Below are 16,609 nucleotides of genomic sequence, written 5' to 3'. Positions count from 1 at the left end.
TGGCAGGACTACGTACGCCATAATGGCGCCGGCTGTCCGGACCTTCTTTCCGCGCGGTCCTCGTTGTACCTGGACCCGTGAAATCTGCGTCCGGTTGCTCAAAGCAACGTTGTGAAGGACGTCAACCACGCCGGACTTGCAGACAGCAGCGCGATCTCGAGTGTCTTGTCCAACCCCGTGAGCGCGAGCACGCCGAAGGCGATGAACACCGTCCCAAGAACGGCGTTCCCGGCGGTTCTCGCAGAGCGCAGCCGGCCTCGAAACCGCAAAACTGAGGCGCGCGAAAGAGAGCCTAGTATCACGAGCGGAAGGCTCGCTCCGATGCCGAAGATACTCATGAGCAACGCGATATTGCCTAGATTCCGGCCTTGAGCGGCGAGCGTGGTTGCGGCGCCGAGTGTCGGGCCAACGCAGGGACTCCAGACGGCGCCCAGGAGCAGTCCGACCGCGAACTGGCCAGCCAGCGTGCCCTGTTACCCGGCTAAGCCAGCGCTGGCTTGGACCACCAATTCCAACGGACGCACGAGTGAAAGCAGCCTGCAGCCGGTGGGAAAACATCGCGAGCCCAAAGAGAATCATCAACCCGGCCGCCAGGCGACGGAACACGTCATTGTCCAGTCCCAACGACACACCGACTGTCGCTACAAAAATGCCGATAACCGAGAATGACGCACCCAGTCCGGCGGCAAGTGCAACAACCCCCAGCCGATGTGCTGCCAATGCCGACGCAACGAGTATGGGAAGGAGGGCGAGCACGCACGGTGACAGCGTCGTCAAGGCTCCCGCCAGCAACCCGAGTGCGTACGTACCCGGAGTGAAGTCCATTACAGGGCTTTGGCAAACGTGTTCCTGATGTCCTGCTCGCGTGTCTGCCCCGTTGAGCGCGCGACCTCATGGCCGCTCTTGAACACGACGAAGGTCGACTGCTGGGTCACTTTCATCGCTCGCTTCAGGGCGACTTCCTTGTCGTAGTCGGCAACGAAAATGATCACATCTTTCATTTCCGGGCTCGCTGCCAGACGGTCCACAATGGGTTGCTGGACCTTACAGGTCGGGCACCAGGTCGCATGGAAGTAGGCGATGTTTGGCTTCCCGTTGGCGTTCAGCCTGTCGAACTGGGCCTGGTTAAACACCTGTTCGCCGGCGAAGGCGCTAGCTACGGCTAGTAACAGGCTCGACGCGAGCAGGTATCTACAAATAATTTTAAACATTGTGTTCTTTCCAAAGATAAATGCGGCCGTATTGTTAGAGGTCCGGATGACGAAAAGATTTCGCATGATGCGTTGCGGTTGCCGTAAGCTCAGGAGCTGCTGACCACCAAATTCGTCACTCGCGTTTGCGCTATCCCGGTTGTGCCGGCGCAGGCATTTGCCGCGCCGGTACGCTTGGGCTGATGTGTTCACCGGGTCAGCTCACCGCCGTCCATGAGTGTGTCGATGAGTGGGCACGACATCTTTCCTTTCGACGTCGAACAGCGCTGGACCAGGCTCGCCAGAGCGGCCTCCAGCCTCGACAAATCCTGCATGCGCTGGCGCACATCGGTGAGCCTGTGTTCGGCAATTGCGCGCGCGGCCCTGCACGTCTGACCGTCGTGCAGGGAGAGCAGCGCTTCCACCTCATCCAGCGAAAAGCCGAGCGACTGCGACCGCTTGATGAAGCGCAGTCTCCTCAGCACATCTGCCGGATATCGCCGAATGCCTCCGGTGGGGCGGGGCGGTACCGGCAATAACCCCCGGCGATGGTAGTACCTCACGGTTTCGACATTGACCTCTGCCGCTTCAGCCAGCTGTCCGATGGTCATTTCCTGCATGGTGCACTTGACTCCGTACTCAGGTACGCACCTAGACTAGACTCAACCAGTCCGAAAAGGAAGTGCCATGCGACCTGGACCACCACTGGCTCCCTGCTCGCGGGGGCGGCTGCCGCGCTTGGGGCATCCGCCTGCTGTGCAGGCCCTTTGTTACTTGTTGTGCTAGGAGTGGGTGGCGCCTGGAGCTCGCGCCTGGCTGCGCTCCGGCCATTTCAACCCCTATTTGTTCCGGCGTCCGTTGCCTTCTTCGCAATGGCCTTTCACAGGCTCTACATTCGGGCCGGGAAATGCGCGGAGGGCCAAGCCTGCTCAGTGCTATCGATGCGGTACAGGCAGCGCGTCGTTTTCTGGGTTGTTGTGGCGGCCGCGCTCGCTCTGATGTCGTTCCCGCTGTATGCGCCGCTCTTCTATTGAGACTCTGCCATGAAGAAACTGATTGCAGTGTTCGTCGCGATGGCGCTGACAGCGTCCACGGCATTCGCTGAAGGCCTTCGCATGGTCACCCTTGACGTCACAAACATGGACTGCGCGGTGTGTCCGATTACGGTTCGCAAGGCACTTGAGAAGGTACCGGGCGTGGCCACGGCCAGGGTCGACTTCGCGACCAAACGCGCGGAGGTGGTAATTGACCCGAAGAAAGCGTCGGTCGACGCATTGACGAAGGCCACAGCCGACGCGGGCTATCCATCCCACCTTGAGCGGGTGCAGTGATGAGCGCGGTCGTGCTGAAATCCATCATCACGTGTCCGGCATGCGGGCATCTGAAAGACGAGACAATGCCCACCGATACCTGCGTGTGGTTTTACGAATGCGAGCACTGCAGGACGGTGCTGAGGCCGAAACCCGGCGATTGCTGTGTGTACTGCTCATATGGCACCAACAGGTGCCCTTCAATGCAGCAGCAGTCTGGCGCGTGCTGTGCCGACTGACTCCATGTGCTGTGTCCTGCCTTCGTGGACTAAGGGCGTCGAGGACGGTGTTGTGACGACCTTGGGGCGCGATTCGTTCAGGCTGGACGTTGACTACAGGCCGGGCGTATCGCGTATTACAAGCCGTTACAGGAGAGACCCTGCGGTTTCACCTGCGATGTTTCCCGTCGCCTACGATGGTGTATCGGACCCGCTCGGGTGGTCCATGTAACCCGAACAGAAGAGCATGATGAGACGCGCATTGACTTTACTCGCGCTGGGCATTTCAGCGGCATTTGCATCCAATGTGGCGCAGGCTCATATGGACGTCGGGGTTTATTTCGGCGTCCCCGGTCCCGTGTACGTGGCGCCGCCACCGGTGGTCTATCAATCGCCACCGGTCGTCTATGCACCGGTACCTGCCTATGGCTACGGGTACCAGGACGAATACTGGGAGGAGCGTCGCTGGCATGACAACGGGCGGCACCGCGGTTGGTACAAGCATCGCTATGACGAGGATGACGACGACTGATGGGTCACTGCGCCGTGGCCGGGTCATCAAGGTCGCACGACGCCGTGACGGCATCGACTTGTCTGGAGCCGGACTAGTTGCAGCAGTACCAATACTGTCCCGAAGTTCGCACCCGCTAACACGTTCGCCGCGTCGTCGACCAGCAGGTTAGAGGGACGCGGAGCACTACTTATGAAGAGACCGCGCTTTCCAGGCAGATGTCACCGTCCTACAGCAGCGCAGCGAGCGGAACGCTCTCCTGTTGCGTGCCTTCGACGTGCCTGGTGCGTTAGCGCGGCGCCACCCAACCGAGAAGTCGTTGACCATACCGACCGCCCAGCAATATATAAAGCGTGGTCACACCGAAATTCCACAGCAGTATCATTGCCGTGGCGTCGAGCGGGTGAAGAATCGACAGCGCTACTGCGGTCATTGCGGCAACCGCGAGACTGCCTACAACCATGACTGGACCCGGGGACAGTCTGACGACATGCCGCAGCATAACTAGCGTCAGCAGCGACAGCGGTGTACCAACCAATGCCAGGGTAGCAAAGCATCTGGCCGTCTCGCCCATAGATATGCCTTCCGGACCAATTGTGACCCAGTTGGTGAGGCAACCATAGCCAATCGTGACAACCCAAACGAGAGAGGCGGGTACCGGCAATAGAAGCCAACGGCGCGACCAGCCTGGAACACTGGCGATAAACGCACCCAAAGCGGCCAGAATGGCTGTTGCCATGGCTGCAACCATGCCGATGACAAAGACCGGTTGATGGAGCTTGAGCGCAAGGTCCGCACGCACCCCATGCGCGATACCGACGAAAAGCATCACAGCTATGGCAAACAATAGCCAGCATGCAGCTCTCGTTGCTGGAAGGCGCAGACGCCGGACCGGTGTTGCGTCCGTGACGAGCACGTCAATCAGGTCGGACGTCCGGGTCATGATTTGCTACCTCGCTGCTGGAACATTTCCCGTAATCGTTTCATTGCCCTGTGAGTGGCTACTTTCAACGCTGCAACCGACATTCCGCTTGCGTCTGCGGCGTCTCGCAGGGACATTTCTTCCAGCTTCAGCATTCGCATTGCATCCCGCTGTCCGGCAGGCAATTGGTCGATAGCCTCCCTCACCAGGCAGGCGTCCGCCGCCTCTTCCTGTAAGTTCGCTTCACTCGCAGCAAAGGTTTCCAGTTCATTTCCCGCCGGGGATTCGTGTGAGCCGACGCGTCCACGCCGGCGCAGACCGTCGACGATGCGCCTGTTCGCGATTGCGACGAGCCACGGCCCGAACGGGCGGGACGGGTCGTAGGTGTTGCGCACCGAATGCACGGTCAGCAATACGTCCTGCACCGTGTCCTCGATGTCGTCGGCATTCTGGATATGCCGTGCCACAAGCGCACGAAGATAGGGGGTGATGTTCTGGAGCAACTGCCGATAGGCGTCCGGGTCCCCGGCCTGTGCGCGGCTCATGGCAACGGACCAGTCCAGTTTCCCGTCGGCGCGAGTGGCGACAGACTCAGCGTGACCGCCCGACGTGAGCGAATCGCGGCCCTCCTTTTCAGGGCGCGTAAGGGAACTGGGCGGGCGTGGATGCCGGAGCATGCGGAGATTTTGTGGCTTGCACGACAGATTGTCACGCAGAAAAAGTTTGCCGGGCCGGTAACCTTTTGCCGCGACCGGCCGAACCTTCCTGCACGGCAGAATGCACGGCCGCAACCTTCAGGAGGAAGCGTGATGAACAAACACGTTATGGTCGCCTCGACCCTTTCGTCCGCAATCGGTCTGGCGCTTGCCATGCAGGCAGTACCGGCCCAGGCGCAGGCCATGAAGGAGATGCCCCAGGTAGTGAAGGACAACATGGCCCGGATGGAAGCGAACAAGCTGGAAAAGTGCTATGGCGTCAATGCCGTATCGAAAAACGACTGCGCTGAAGGAGCACATTCCTGCGCCGGACAATCCACGCGGGCGCGCGACCCCAAGTCATTCGTTCTGCTGCCCGCCGGCGATTGCAGCAAAATCCAGGGCGGCAAGCTGAAGCCGGCTTGAGCGAAGGGGGTGACCATGGATGCCGCGTCTGAGGCCTCGCAATATGCACATGGCGTAATTCCGGCGTGCGCCGGGGTAGGGCTGCGCTTTCGCCACCATCACGGGGTCGTTGAAGGGCATCCGCCCGTCGCCTGGTTCGAGGTGCATACTGAGAACTACATGGGTGGCGGGAGCGCACCAGCTTGCCTGGACGCCATCCGCCAGGACTATCCAGTCTCGCTTCACGGCGTGGGCCTTTCGTTGGGCAGCGCCGAAGGCATGGATTTCCAGCATCTTGCGCGTGTGCGCGACGTCATCAGGCGCGTTGATCCCGGGCTGGTTTCTGAACACCTGTCGTGGAGCCTCAGCGGAGGCGTCTATCTCGCTGACCTGCTGCCGCTGCCGATGACGGAAGAAGCGCTAACCATTGTCTGCACACATGTCGACCAGGTCCAAACGTACCTGCAGCGACGGATTTCGCTAGAAAACCCTTCGACCTATCTGCGTTTCCGTCACTCAACCATCCCGGAATGGGAATTTCTTGCAGAGGTCGCGCGGCGCACCGGGTGCGGCATCCTCTGCGACGTCAACAATATCTATGTCAGTGCCAGCAATCACGGCTGGAATGCACTCGTCTATCTGAATGCCATGCCGCCGGGGTCGGTTACCGAAGTTCACCTTGCCGGGCACTGCATCCGCCAGCTTGACCAGGGCCAGATAATCCGAATCGACGACCACGGCTCGCGGGTCGCGCCTCCGGTATGGGACCTGTTCGGGCAGGCTCTGAAGAGGTTTGGACCCGTTCCCACGCTCATTGAATGGGACACCGATGTGCCGGCACTCGCGGTTCTGATGGAAGAAGCTGCAATTGCCGAGGCCGCTATCGAGAGGCAGCGAAATGACAGTCTGTGCGCCAACACTGCTTGAGTTGCAACGGGCGGTCCGCCAGGACTTGCTCGGCCCTGCCAACGGCGAAGCAACCGCGTATGTAGTACCCGACGGCCTGGCTTCTCAGGCGCGGCTCGCCATTTATCGAAATACGGCGAACAGCACGCTGCTTAGAGTACTGCAGTTGACATATCCGGCCGTGCAGAGCCTGGTTGGATCCGAGTTCTTCGAAGGCGCAGCTCGACGTTTTATTGAGCAATGCCCACCGTCGAGCGCGCACCTGGACAGCTACGGCGAGGCGTTTCCTGATTTTCTTGCGCAGATGCCGGAAGCGGCGTCTCTTGCCTATCTGCCAGACACGGCGCGACTTGAATGGGCGGTGAACCAGGTGCTGCACGCACCGGATGCAAAGCCGCTTGACCTGCGGCGTCTCGAGGAACTGGATGAAGTCGACATTCAGGCTGTACGGTTTTTACCGAGCCCTGCAGTGCGGGTGGTTGAGTCGTGTTTTCCTGTTGATGCCATCTGGCGCGCCGTGTTGTCCCGGGACGATAGCGCACTGGTAGCCATCAATCTGGACGTTGACCCGGTCTGGCTGTATGTCCATCGAGGGGCATCGGGTGTCGCGGTGGACCGGATATCAGAAGAGCAATGCCGGTTCGCGGCTGCCTTGCTTGCGGGACGCCTCTTGCACGATGCACTTGTCGACGTGCCGGACGCTCGTACATCTGACTGGCTTGCGCACCTTCTTGCATCGGGATGCTTTGTTGACGTCTGCCATTCAGGTCAGGCATCCCGTCGAACGACAGGGAGGCAAGTCACATGATGCCGGAATCTCAATCCGTTCATCCCAGGTCGATACTGACTGACCGTATACTACGTATCATTTCGTGGCTGGAGCGGGTACCGCATTCGGTACTTGCGCTTCCACTGAGGCTTGCAGTTGCAACGGTCTTCTGGAACTCGGCGATGACCAAGCTGGCCGACTGGAATGCCGCACTCCAGTTGTTCAGGGAAGACTATCGGGTGCCGTTGCTTGTCCCCGAGTTCGCCGCCTACCTGGCGGTGTCAATCGAATTGACGACACCTGTTCTGCTGGTGCTCGGACTGGCGACACGACCTGTAGCGGTGGTCTTGCTCGGCATGACAACTGTAATTGAGGTGTTTGTATATCCGCAGGCATGGCCCACGCACATCCAGTGGGCCGCGATACTGCTGGTGTTGTTGTGTCGGGGTGCCGGAAAATTCTCACTGGACTACTTGCTGTACAGAGGCTTAAGTAGCCGCCCCGCATCCGGGGACTAAACCGGTGGATACGATATCCTGTAATCGGCTATCACGTTTCCCGCGTGCGGGCGGATGAAGAGTGAGACCATGCCTACCGATACCTACGCATGGTCTTGCGCTGTGAACATTTATAAGACGGCTTACCGTGTCCGCCTGTACAAAAGGCGGACACGTGCTAACAATTCGAAAGTGAGCGAGACACATCAAGCGCGATTCGTTGATAGTGTGGTTTGCGTATCGCGGCACAAGTACGCCGTTGCTCGTAAAGCTGCCTTGCGTACTCGTGGTCGTCTACGCCCTGAGCCCCATTAACCTGATACCCGACTTCATTCCGGACCTCGGGTTCGCCGATGATGCGTTGCTGCTGCAGGGTCTAATCTGACGCACAATCAGGCTGCCACGGAAGGAGGTCGCGGACGACAGCCGGGCGCGCTGACCGCCCAGAGTTTCGTGTGCGATGCGCCGGCGCCGGACGCCGGCGTCAGACGTGCAGCGTCCGCAAAGACTGTTACCGGATACGCCGGCAGCATCACCTGCAGCTGTTGCTGACGTCGCTCCACCTCGTCCGTGACGGCGGCCATCGCGTCCTTGACGATGTCTCCGAGCAGTCCGTAGGCGGGGCGGACCGACAGCTTGCCGTGCCGTATCCGCGACGCGTCAAGCAGGTCACTCACGAGGCGCTTCAATTGCCGCACTTGCCTGTTGGCGAGCGCCAGCGCCGATAGCACGGAGGGATTGCCGGCTGCCAACTTTTGCGCCGCCGCGAGCGCGCTGTCAATCGGGCCGAGCGGGTTTCGCAGTTCGTGACCCAGCGTGGCGATGAAATCGACCTGATGAGCCTCGACCACAGCGAGCGCGTTCCTGGTGGCTTCCGCTTCCTCAGGGCGCGCTTCTGCGTCGGCTTTCGCCTGCTTGATGATTAAGGCGGCACATGTGAAGTTTGCGAGACTCGTCAGGATGCGGCGGTGTTCGCTGTCAAAGTGAAGGTGCTCATCATGAGACATGACCCATAGCGCGCCCCACGGCTCGGGTGTGCCGGGAACCGGCACGACCAGTTCTTCTGTGACCTCCAGAGGGATGGGGGCCAGGCAATCGAACTGGCGTTTGGGAAATGCGAACAGCTGGGGCGAGCCCAGTTGAAGCGTGACCCCCGCCGGGCTGTTGTCGGATTGAAGCGGGTGTCCGACGAGGCCCGTACAGTGTCCCGCTAGCGCCACCCAGCGGAACGTATGTGGTGGACTCGCATCACGTTCGCGCAGGCTGATGCCGGCGTTGCACAACTTCAGCGCGGTGTCGACGAGCGTCTGGAGCATCACGGTATCCGACGCGTTCAGCGCCCGGGCTAGACCATGCAGCGCCTCATTTTCTGCGGCAAAGTCCGGAGAGCGGCGTCGACGCGCCTCGAGCTTCTCGGTCACAAGTGTACCGGCGCGCTGGACGCGATTTAGCTCGTCTGAATATGGCACCCTGGCCATGCCACCCTCTTGTAGAATGTAATCTTGTTGTAGGAAAAGACCAGCCCGCGTCAATTCTAGTTCGGCAATTTCGACCGGACTATCGTGATATCGGCATGCGGCAGTGCAGTATTGTTCATGCAATGTAAATATATGGCCGAGACGCACCATCTATGGCGCAGGTGGAAGGACGCCTTGATATGCGTTCGGCGCCGTTGACACAGGCAGTCACTTGCCGCCGTGTCTCGCTTGCAATCTCTGCACAAAACCGATTTCGTCGTGCTCGGCGTTGATGATGTTTTTGGCCAACCGCTTCAGCTCGGAAGGTCAAGCGGGCGCAACGCACACCTGTTTTCGCTGTCTGCCGCCGCACGCAGGCGGTTACCAAAAAGCTACCTCGGCGCGTAGAGAGACAGGTCGATACCGTGCTGCATGATGATGTGGACCATCGCACTGACGACAAACGTAGCGAACGACGCTACCCCCAGGGAGGAAGCGTCTCTCTGATTCTCATCGCCAAGGTGATGAAGCACGGCCGCTGTCGCTATCCATGCCACGCCGAAGCTGAGGCCCGCGAGCACGTCAGAGAACCAGTGGGCTCCCAGGTAAAGACGTGAAAAAGAGATAAGGAGAATAAACAGAGCCGTTGCAGTCGCAATGCGTCGCCGTGCGACATTGCCCCAGGCGCGCGTAACGAAGAATGCAAGAAAGCCATAGGTGACGACGCTTAGCGTCGCATGGTTGCTGGGAAAGGAGAATCCCTGCACGCCCTCGTACATTGAAGACGGTCGCGCTCGGCGCACGACAAACTTCAGCGTCACGACGAAGAGCTGTGCGAACACGACCGCCGAAATCCAGTAAGCAGCGCTTCGCAGCCTCTTTTGCCAAACGAGCCACGCAAGGACGACGAGAATGACCGGGACGGTGACGGCTGCATCGCCCAGCTCTGAGGCGGCAACCATAAGGGAATCGAGTAGCGGGAAGCGAATTGTTTGCAACGCGGCGTGAATCTTGACGTCGACGGCAACGAGCGGGTCGCCGCTAATGACATCCTCAAGTACGCCGAGGAAGAGCCAGGCGCCACCAATGGCTAGCACGGCGGCCACGAGCAGGTTGCGCGCGCCAATGCGCTCAAAGAGCAGACGCCAGTTCACGTTTTACCCCTGAGCATCGTCGAACTGGTCGCAAGCGCAAACAGCGTCGCGATACAGAATCCGGCCCCAGCATAAAACGTCGTGCTCGCGCCAAACTGGTCCCAGAGTTCGCCGGCCACGACACTCGCAACAAGCATCGCCAGCCCGCTCATCAGGTTGAAGAAACCGAAGGCAGTGCCTTTCAGCTCGGGTGGCGCCGATTGCGCAACCATGGTCGCCAGCAGGCCCTGTGTCAGCCCCATATGCAGCCCCCAAAGGGCCACGCCGATTATCACGACTGGCCACGAGTTGCCATGAGCGAGCACGATGTCAGACGCGATAAGCATGACCAGGCCCACGAACAGCAGCTTCGTGTGGCTCATTGAGTCGGCCAGTTTCCCGAACGGATACGCTGAAAGCGCATACACGACATTCATTGCGACCAGGACGAGGGGAACCAGCGCTATCGGAACCCCGGCCTGCATTGCACGCAGCACGAGGAATGCTTCACTGAACCGCGCGAGCGTGAAGACTGCACCGACGCCGACCACCCACCAGTATCCGCGCGCGAGTTTCTTCAGGTTATCGCGCGTGACTGGATTGACGCGTTTCGCTTCCGACTGCCGTGCGGGTTCCCTGATTCCGAGAACCAGTAACGCAACGGCAACGAGCCCGGGCACCACGGCCACCCAGAACACCAGACGGAAGTCGTCGGCCCACAGCAGCATCAATACAACTGCAAGCAAGGGCCCAAGAAATGCGCCGACCGTATCGAGTGACTGTCGGAGGCCATAAGCCGCGCCACGCAGGTGCACAGGTGTGATGTCGGCCACGAGCGCGTCGCGCGGTGCACCCCGAATACCCTTGCCAATGCGGTCGACTACACGCACGGTCAGCACGAAGCCGGCCGTAGGCGCGAGCGCAAATAGCGGTTTGCTCAGCGCACCAAGGCCGTATCCAATGACAGCGAGCCATTTGCGGTTGCCCAGGTAGTCGCTCAGTGCGCCGGAAAACACCTTGACGATGGGGGCCGCCGCCTCGGCAACGCCTTCAATCAGGCCCACCATCACGGCGCTCGCGCCGAGACTCGTCACGAGGAACATGGGCAGAAGGCTGTGGATGATTTCCGACGAGATGTCCATGAACATACTCACGAAGCCGAGCATCCGGACGCCGCGCGGGATTTGACGGAGTGTACCGGGGCGCTCGGTGGAATCAGTCTGCACGTGTCCTCTGTTCAGTGAAGAGCCGCCTCGACGCACATTGTCGCGCAATCATGCAACAGAACGGTGAAGCGAGACGGCCTGCTGCCAGGCATCCTGGCGTCGACCCGGCCTATGATGCCTTTTGGAGCTGCCGCTCGCGCCTGTACACATAAAGCGCCGGCAGCAGATTGGTGCTGAGCAGGCCGCTCCAGACCAGCCCGCCCAGCGTAACGATGGCCAACCCCTGTTCGGGCGCTGCACCTTTGCCGAAGCCTAGTGCGGTCGGCAAGAGGCCTAGGGATGCGGTCAGGACTGTCAGCAGAATCGGCCGGAACCGCACCTCGACCGCGTCGCGCACGGCGTCGACCACGGACAACCACTGCGCTTCGTTTCGCTTCACCAGTTGCAGCAACACGATGCCGTGGTTCAAGCTCACCCCAATCAGGGTAAGAAATGCAATCAGACCGATGGCGTTGAGACCGACACCACTCACCGCCAAAGCGATTGCACCACCCGAGAACGCCAGCGGCATTTGCAACAAAAGCAGTCCCGGAACAAGCAGCCCATCGAATTGCAGCGTCAGGATGCCCAGCATCAGCGCGAGTGCAACGACCGCCGCCACGCCCACGTTAAGTGCTGCTCGCTCGAGCTGGGGATACAGGCCGCCGAACTTCACTTCGTACCCTGCCGGCAACGCAAGCGTTGCGAGCGCCTGCCTGGAAGCAGAAATCACCTGCCCGAGGGGGCAGTCGGGGTCGCAAGTATCTCGACCGCACGCAGTCCGTTCAAATGCCGGATGACGTTGGGTCCGGTCGCCATGCGGACGTCGGCAACCTGGCCTAACGCGACCCAGCCGCTCGCCATGATGGGAAGCTGATTGAGCTGCTCGATGGACAGGTGCGCCGGGTCGGCCAGTCTCACAAACACGTCCAGGTGGCCATTGCCCTCAGGAACGGTAGCGACGGTTTGACCAGCCAGCAGGATGTGTAACTGGGCGAAAAGCAACGCCGGCGTGATGCCGTGAAGCGCGAGGCCGTCAGGATTCGGTGTAATTCGCAGTTCGGTAATGGGATAACCGTCGTTGTTGAATACGTCCGACAGGTCGGACACGCTTGTCAGTCGATGCGTGACTTCCGTCGAGAGCGACTGCAAGGTTTCAATGGAATCGCCATAGACATCAATTACGAATGGTTGCGGTAATCCTGAAAGTGTCTCGCCAACCCGTTCGAGCGTCGGTGTTCCAATCACAGTCTGGACGGCGGGAAGCTTCGACGCGTCCAGAATCTGCTTGCCGATTTTGTCGAGACTGCTCGCGTTCACATCGGGCTTCAGCGCAATCTGAATCTCACCCGCATATGCAGGCTCGGTGTAGGACGTCCCCGACGCAGAGCCAACACGCGAGAACACGTGTGCCACAGGTTCGAGACCAAGCAAGCGCTGGGTGATGCGGTCGGAAGCATCCTGGGCATCACGCAGTGACGTTCCAGGGGGCAGCGTAAAGCTTTCGAGCAACACGGCCTCGTTCGGCAGTGGCAGGAAATCGACCGGCACCAGCAGAAGTCCAGCCACGGAGACCGCGAAAATGGCTACACAAGACCACAGCGAGACCCGTGGACGACGTAGTGCAAAGTCAAACAGGCGCAGATTCTGGCTCTTGAGCCACCCGACCGCACGCGAACCCGATGTGGCGCGTTTCTCGATATGAGGCCCGATGAATCCCAGCACGAGCGGAATCAGGCTCAACGAAATGAGCAGCGATGCAATCAGGCTGACTGTCATCGCGACAGAGAACGGGACAAAGAACAGCCCCGCAAGCCCACCCACGAACACGAGCGGCAGGAACACCGCGACGGTGGTCATCGTCCCGGAAATGTCAGGACCAGCGATGTCGCGCAACCCTCGCGCAACACCCTCCCACCGGCCGTCGCCAGCCTCCCATCGATGGTAGATGCTCTCCAGCACAATGATGGCGTCATCGGCGAGCAGGCCTACCGCGACTGACAGGGCGCCGAACGTCAGCAGATTCAGTGTCTGTCCCATCAGGTACAGCCCTGCGATGCCTAGCAGCAGCGAGAGCGGGATACTCAACGCAAGGGCCCATATCCCGCGACTCGCGCCGAGCATCCAGAACAGGACGCCCACCGCGAGCACGGCCCCTATGGCGAGATTCCTGGTCAGGTCGGCAGCGACGACGCCGACAATATGCCCCTGACTGTAGATGCGCACGAAGCGCGCGCCGCCGGGCAACTGAGGTTCGAGCTCCCGCAGTGTTTTATCAACCTCGTCGACGACCGGTAGCGTCGATGCGCCGGGCTGCTTGAACACAATGAGCGCGATGGTAGGCCTGTTGTCGAGTTTGACCGTATGGTGCGACGGAAGCGCAGTCCGGACAACGTCCGCAATCGAGCCTAGTGGAATACTGTTCCCGGCAGTTGCGACAGGCACGCGGGCATACTCGGAAGGCTTCGTCGGCAGACTTCTGCCTTCCACGAAAACGTCCTGGTGTCCGAGGTGTACGTATCCGCTCGGCACCATTGCAGTCGTGGCATCGAGCGATGCCACGAGCGATGATGCAGAGACATTGAAACGCTGTAGCTTCCCAAGGTCAGGGCGCACCCATATCGCATCCGCTCCGGGTCCGGCGACCGACACACGTTGCACGCCCGGGACCGCCCGGATACGCGGCGCAAGATTTGACTCGATGATGCGCTGCACCTGTGACGCATCCACGCCGTCCGGAACCTGGATTGCGTAGTCGGCAACCTCGTTTATCGCGTTGCCCGAGATTTCCGTCGTCAGGCTTGTGCCTTTCGGCAGCGCACCGTTAATGCGCCCGACGACACCGTTGACTTCCTGCAACGCACTTGCAGCGGTGGTGCCTTCCACGAATCGCGCTTCAATCTTGACGGAACCCTGGCTCACGACTGTCCGCACGTCGCTCAATGACGAGAGCGACGACAGTTCGGCTTCGATGGGTCGCGCAATCAGCCCTTCCAGGTCCAGAGTCGTAGCTCCGGGCAGTTGGGCGACAACGCTCACCTGTGGCATGTTGAACTGCGGCAGGACCTCGGCGTGGATATTGAGGAGCGCATAGATGCCGTAGGCAATCAGCGCTGCATACAGCATGACCCAGAGCAGCGGCCGCCTCACGATATCTTTCAGCATGTTCTTGTTGGCAGGGCGGCGTCAATCAGCTTGCTGGTAGCGCGTCGCGAAGTCCTGATGAAAGAGAAGATACGAGTCCTGCGTCACGACCCGCTCACCTGGCGCGAGTCCTTGCCTGATTGACGTCCAGCCACCGTCGGATAGACCCGGAATCACCTGGCGTCGGCGGCTACCGCTTCTGTCACGCACCAGTACCCACCATTGGCCGGCGTCGAGAATGAGCGCGGTGGATGGAATGGCCAACCGTTTGCCGTCAGATGTGGTCAAAGAAACCGTGCCGACCGTTCCCGGCACAAGCGCGGTTCCCTGTACGGCATTGAGCCAGACTTCCAGTTGACCGGGCGTGGTAACGCTCCACGACACGCGCTCCACGACCACGTCGATGGGCGCATTCGCACCCTCGGCAAGAAAGACCCCTTTTTTTCCGGCAGCAACCGATGAGGCATTGCTTCCATACAGATTCGCCACTACGTAAAGACCACGCGTGGGGACCACAGTTACCAGCGCCTGGCCGGCACTCGCGTATTGACCATCGGCCGCATTGACCGCAGTCACCACACCCGGCTCCGGCGCGCTAATCACGGCGAGGCTCGCGTAGTTCCGCGAGGCCGACTGCGCCGCTACGAGTTGCTGATGTGCAGCATCGAGTTCGGCGCGCACGCGGATAACGGCGTCGCGCGTGCTGAGTTGCTCATCAAGCTTTTGCTGTTCGATGGCGGCGGCCTGGGTTGCCGCAGCCACCCGAATCTGGGCCGACTTCAGGTCGGCCGCAAGGCGCTCACTATATGTTGATACGGTGGGCCCCGTCAGATGCGCAATCGCTTGCCCGGTCCGCACCGTTTCACCGGGGAGAACGCGCAAGCCGGAGATGACGCCTGCCATGGGCGCGCTGAGCACGGTGTTGGATGCTGCCTGCACGCGTGCGGGCGCCGAGAATGTCGTTACGACGCGCTTCTCTACGGCAGGCATCGTCACGATGTCCTGGGCGAACGCGCGATAACCCGGCACGGACCAAGTACCAATGACTGCGGCAAGGAGAATCAAGCGGGTCGAATTCACTGAAGGTCCTTAGCGGTTGGTGGTCAATGGCGCTCACGCCAATCAGGGTGCAGAGTTCGACCTGCTGCTGAAGTACAGAATTCGCGAGCTTCGTTGTCGCAATGCGTTGATTCAGCAGCCGCGATTCAAGGTCGGCCAATGCGGGCAGTGTGACGTCACCAGTGCCGAACGCAACACGCGCCTGTTTCACCGACGCTTCGAGTTCCGCCTCCATCGATTGCGCATTGCGAAGCTGGTCACCCAGCAGGCTCAGCTCCGAACTGATGCCGTCGACAGCCGTGTACGCGTCGTCGAGTCGTTGGCTGTATTCCTGATAGAGACTCTCCCGAGTGGCCTTTTCGACTGCAATGTTTCCCCGGTTGCCGTTGAACAGGGGAAGCGTCACTGAAATGGACAGCCCTGAGGTGTAGATGGCCGACGTGTCACGGCCCCGGGTGACGCCAATGTCCAGTCGCGGAAACTGCGCGAGGAGCGCTGCGCGATAGCGTTCGTCCTGTTCGGCGTATCCCGCACGCAGTGCCAGCAGATCGGGACGACGCTGTCCGAGGTCGACGAGTACATGTACGATGGCGTCCTGCGGGACCTCGTATGACTCTGGCGGAGCAGCAAGCGTCAGGCGTGTCCCCGGGCGCAGCTCGAGCAGCGTATTGAGTTCCTGTCCTGCCTTGAGGTGCTCCTCTCGCAGCGTACCCAACTGTTGCACGCTGTCGCGGTAGGCAGTTTCCGCTTGCACGGAAACCTCTCGCGTGACGTCGGCGCGCGCGAGTGCCTTTTGCATTCGTTGATTGACGCTTTTCTGATGGGACACCAACTGCTCGACTTCGCTCTCGAGACGCTCGAGGCTTACGTTGTTGACGTAGAGCGCATAGGCGTGGTTCGCGACCTGCCATTTCGTCCATTCCAGTGCGAGTTGCTGCTTCGCAAGGGCGTTGTCCGCCGCACGCCTTTTCGCGGGACGGTCAACGAGTGCGGACACTTCATAGCTAAGCCCGACCATGAATGCTGGGACGAAGCCCTCCGCACCGGGGCGGTCTGTACCGAAGCTGAGTGTCGGGTCCGGTAGCAGGCCATCCGCGTAGTCCCTGGCGGAGGCGATATCGAGTTCGCGTTCAGCACGATGGATATCCGGGCTATGCTTGAGCGCGCGTTCGACGACCTGGTCCACGC

The 16,609-nt window shown here is 60.5% G+C and carries 20 protein-coding genes and 2 pseudogenes; 9 read left to right on the top strand and 13 right to left on the bottom strand.

From position 1 onward, the window contains the following. Positions 1–98: 98 nt before the first annotated feature. From H1204_RS40525 to merR, 3 genes and pseudogenes are all read right to left on the bottom strand, one after another. Positions 99–825, bottom strand: a pseudogene (locus H1204_RS40525) (cytochrome c biogenesis CcdA family protein). Continuing rightward, positions 825–1,403 carry a thioredoxin family protein gene (locus tag H1204_RS40520; RefSeq protein WP_243469061.1) on the bottom strand — a complete coding sequence of 193 codons (579 nt, stop codon included), beginning with the start codon at positions 1,401–1,403 and terminating at the stop codon, positions 825–827. Before H1204_RS40520 ends, H1204_RS40525 begins: the two are co-directional and overlap by 1 nt. After that, the gene (gene merR / locus H1204_RS40515) at positions 1,400–1,810 is read right to left on the bottom strand and encodes an Hg(II)-responsive transcriptional regulator (RefSeq protein WP_180735762.1); all 411 of its coding nucleotides are present in this window, start codon (positions 1,808–1,810) and stop codon (positions 1,400–1,402) included. Before merR ends, H1204_RS40520 begins: the two co-directional genes overlap by 4 nt. Here merR and H1204_RS40510 point away from each other — a divergent pair. The 4 genes from H1204_RS40510 (at position 1,739) to H1204_RS40500 (ending at position 3,250) form a co-directional block, all read left to right on the top strand. After that, positions 1,739–2,224 (top strand): mercuric transporter MerT family protein, encoded by a 486-nt coding sequence (locus tag H1204_RS40510; RefSeq protein ID WP_180735761.1) that lies wholly within the window; start codon positions 1,739–1,741, stop codon positions 2,222–2,224. The genes merR and H1204_RS40510 overlap by 72 nt on opposite strands. A gap of 9 nt (positions 2,225–2,233) precedes the next feature. After that, positions 2,234–2,521 (top strand): mercury resistance system periplasmic binding protein MerP, encoded by a 288-nt coding sequence (merP, locus tag H1204_RS40505; protein ID WP_180735760.1) that lies wholly within the window; start codon positions 2,234–2,236, stop codon positions 2,519–2,521. Then, a complete protein-coding gene (locus H1204_RS51975; protein ID WP_243469060.1) occupies positions 2,521–2,739 on the top strand; it encodes a GDCCVxC domain-containing (seleno)protein in 219 nt (72 codons plus the stop codon). Before merP ends, H1204_RS51975 begins: the two co-directional genes overlap by 1 nt. Before the next feature lie 226 nt (positions 2,740–2,965). Further along, the gene (locus H1204_RS40500; RefSeq protein WP_180735759.1) at positions 2,966–3,250 is read left to right on the top strand and encodes a hypothetical protein; all 285 of its coding nucleotides are present in this window, start codon (positions 2,966–2,968) and stop codon (positions 3,248–3,250) included. Between the two features lie 268 nt (positions 3,251–3,518). On the opposite strand, the gene H1204_RS40495 is transcribed toward H1204_RS40500, so the two are convergent. After that, positions 3,519–4,172, bottom strand: a complete 654-nt coding sequence (locus tag H1204_RS40495; RefSeq protein ID WP_180735758.1) for a DUF1109 domain-containing protein — start codon at positions 4,170–4,172, stop codon at positions 3,519–3,521. Beyond that, on the bottom strand, positions 4,169–4,696 hold the full coding sequence (locus tag H1204_RS40490; protein WP_180735757.1) for a sigma-70 family RNA polymerase sigma factor: 528 nt from the start codon (positions 4,694–4,696) through the stop codon (positions 4,169–4,171). Before H1204_RS40490 ends, H1204_RS40495 begins: the two co-directional genes overlap by 4 nt. Positions 4,697–4,960: 264 nt before the next feature. Here H1204_RS40490 and H1204_RS40485 point away from each other — a divergent pair, with 264 nt between their 5' ends. From H1204_RS40485 to H1204_RS52765, 5 genes are all read left to right on the top strand, one after another. Continuing rightward, entirely contained in the window at positions 4,961–5,272 is a 312-nt protein-coding gene (locus tag H1204_RS40485; protein WP_180735756.1) for a DUF2282 domain-containing protein, read from the top strand. Positions 5,273–5,287: 15 nt separating this feature from the next. Further along, a complete protein-coding gene (locus H1204_RS40480; RefSeq protein WP_180735755.1) occupies positions 5,288–6,178 on the top strand; it encodes a DUF692 domain-containing protein in 891 nt (296 codons plus the stop codon). Further along, positions 6,150–6,965: a DNA-binding domain-containing protein gene (locus H1204_RS40475; protein ID WP_180735754.1), complete on the top strand. Its 816-nt coding sequence runs from the start codon at positions 6,150–6,152 to the stop codon at positions 6,963–6,965. The genes H1204_RS40480 and H1204_RS40475 overlap by 29 nt, the downstream gene beginning before the upstream one ends. Continuing rightward, complete coding sequence (locus H1204_RS40470) at positions 6,962–7,444, top strand: DoxX family protein (protein WP_180735753.1); 483 nt, start codon at positions 6,962–6,964, stop codon at positions 7,442–7,444. Before H1204_RS40475 ends, H1204_RS40470 begins: the two co-directional genes overlap by 4 nt. A gap of 205 nt (positions 7,445–7,649) precedes the next feature. Further along, positions 7,650–7,808, top strand: coding sequence for a DUF1232 domain-containing protein (locus H1204_RS52765; protein ID WP_274608298.1), 159 nt, complete (start codon positions 7,650–7,652; stop codon positions 7,806–7,808). A gap of 7 nt (positions 7,809–7,815) precedes the next feature. Here H1204_RS52765 and H1204_RS40460 read toward each other — a convergent pair whose 3' ends face one another. From H1204_RS40460 to H1204_RS40435, 8 genes and pseudogenes are all read right to left on the bottom strand, one after another. Further along, entirely contained in the window at positions 7,816–8,901 is a 1,086-nt protein-coding gene (locus H1204_RS40460; protein WP_243469058.1) for a histidine kinase dimerization/phospho-acceptor domain-containing protein, read from the bottom strand. Positions 8,902–9,108: 207 nt separating this feature from the next. Then, a pseudogene (locus tag H1204_RS51965) lies at positions 9,109–9,201 on the bottom strand (DUF305 domain-containing protein); the annotation flags it as partial. A gap of 71 nt (positions 9,202–9,272) precedes the next feature. Beyond that, positions 9,273–10,034, bottom strand: a complete 762-nt coding sequence (locus H1204_RS40455; RefSeq protein ID WP_180735752.1) for a phosphatase PAP2 family protein — start codon at positions 10,032–10,034, stop codon at positions 9,273–9,275. Continuing rightward, the gene (locus tag H1204_RS40450; RefSeq protein ID WP_180735751.1) at positions 10,031–11,239 is read right to left on the bottom strand and encodes an MFS transporter; all 1,209 of its coding nucleotides are present in this window, start codon (positions 11,237–11,239) and stop codon (positions 10,031–10,033) included. Before H1204_RS40450 ends, H1204_RS40455 begins: the two co-directional genes overlap by 4 nt. 109 nt (positions 11,240–11,348) lie before the next feature. Further along, positions 11,349–11,951, bottom strand: a complete 603-nt coding sequence (locus H1204_RS52760; protein WP_274608276.1) for an efflux RND transporter permease subunit — start codon at positions 11,949–11,951, stop codon at positions 11,349–11,351. Further along, a complete protein-coding gene (locus H1204_RS40445; protein ID WP_274608275.1) occupies positions 11,948–14,383 on the bottom strand; it encodes an efflux RND transporter permease subunit in 2,436 nt (811 codons plus the stop codon). The genes H1204_RS52760 and H1204_RS40445 overlap by 4 nt, the downstream gene beginning before the upstream one ends. Positions 14,384–14,404: 21 nt before the next feature. Continuing rightward, positions 14,405–15,301 (bottom strand): efflux RND transporter periplasmic adaptor subunit, encoded by an 897-nt coding sequence (locus H1204_RS40440; RefSeq protein ID WP_243469057.1) that lies wholly within the window; start codon positions 15,299–15,301, stop codon positions 14,405–14,407. Beyond that, a complete protein-coding gene (locus H1204_RS40435) occupies positions 15,225–16,607 on the bottom strand; it encodes a TolC family protein (protein WP_180735750.1) in 1,383 nt (460 codons plus the stop codon). The genes H1204_RS40440 and H1204_RS40435 overlap by 77 nt, the downstream gene beginning before the upstream one ends. Positions 16,608–16,609 lie beyond the last annotated feature (2 nt).

The organism is Paraburkholderia sp. PGU19 (assembly GCF_013426915.1).
GTDB lineage: Bacteria > Pseudomonadota > Gammaproteobacteria > Burkholderiales > Burkholderiaceae > Paraburkholderia.
The sequence above is the reverse complement of the archived record's forward strand: the minus strand, read 5'-3'. Positions and strand labels throughout refer to the sequence as shown.